This window comes from Streptomyces sp. 7R007 (genome assembly GCF_054850255.1).
In genome coordinates this window covers 1-499 of record NZ_JBTWMV010000168.1, presented here as the reverse complement: position 1 = coordinate 499, position 499 = coordinate 1, and the positions used below count along the sequence as shown (strand labels likewise).

The following is a 499-nucleotide window of genomic DNA, read 5'->3' as shown; positions in this document are numbered from 1 at the left end:
GCGGGAACGCTACTGGCTTGAGCCCCCCGCGGCCGGACAGCCCGCCGTCGCCGGGAACGACCCGGTGGAGGCAAAGCTGTGGCAGGCGATCGAGGACAACGACATCGACGCGCTGAGCGGCACCCTGCGCCTGGACGAGGAGGACACCGCAGCGCTCCGTCCGGCCCTGCCCGCGCTGTCGCAGTGGCGGCGGGAGCACCGCGAGCGGCGGACGATCGACTCCTGGCGCTACGAGATCACTTGGAAGCACGTCTCCGATCTCACCGCTCCCGCCCTCGCCGGACCCTGGCTGCTGCTCGTCCCGGCCGCACAGCGGCAGCACCCGGCCGTGCGGGTCGCGCTGCGCGCGCTCGACGCGCATGGTGCCACCGCCGTACACCAAGCGCTCGATCGGCAGGACCTCGAACGCGAGGCGCTCACCCGCCGGCTGAGGGAGTGGGCGGCCGAGGCCGAACCGGTGGGTGTCGTCAGCCTGTTGGGGCTGGACGAGTCGCCACTG

General features: G+C 73.1%; 1 protein-coding gene. It reads left to right on the top strand.

Translation table 11 applies throughout. The features are described from left to right. Nucleotides 1-64 precede the first annotated feature (64 nt). On the top strand, nucleotides 65-499 hold a 435-nt coding region (locus ACYF6T_RS44635), incomplete at its 3' end, for a hypothetical protein (protein ID WP_461703719.1).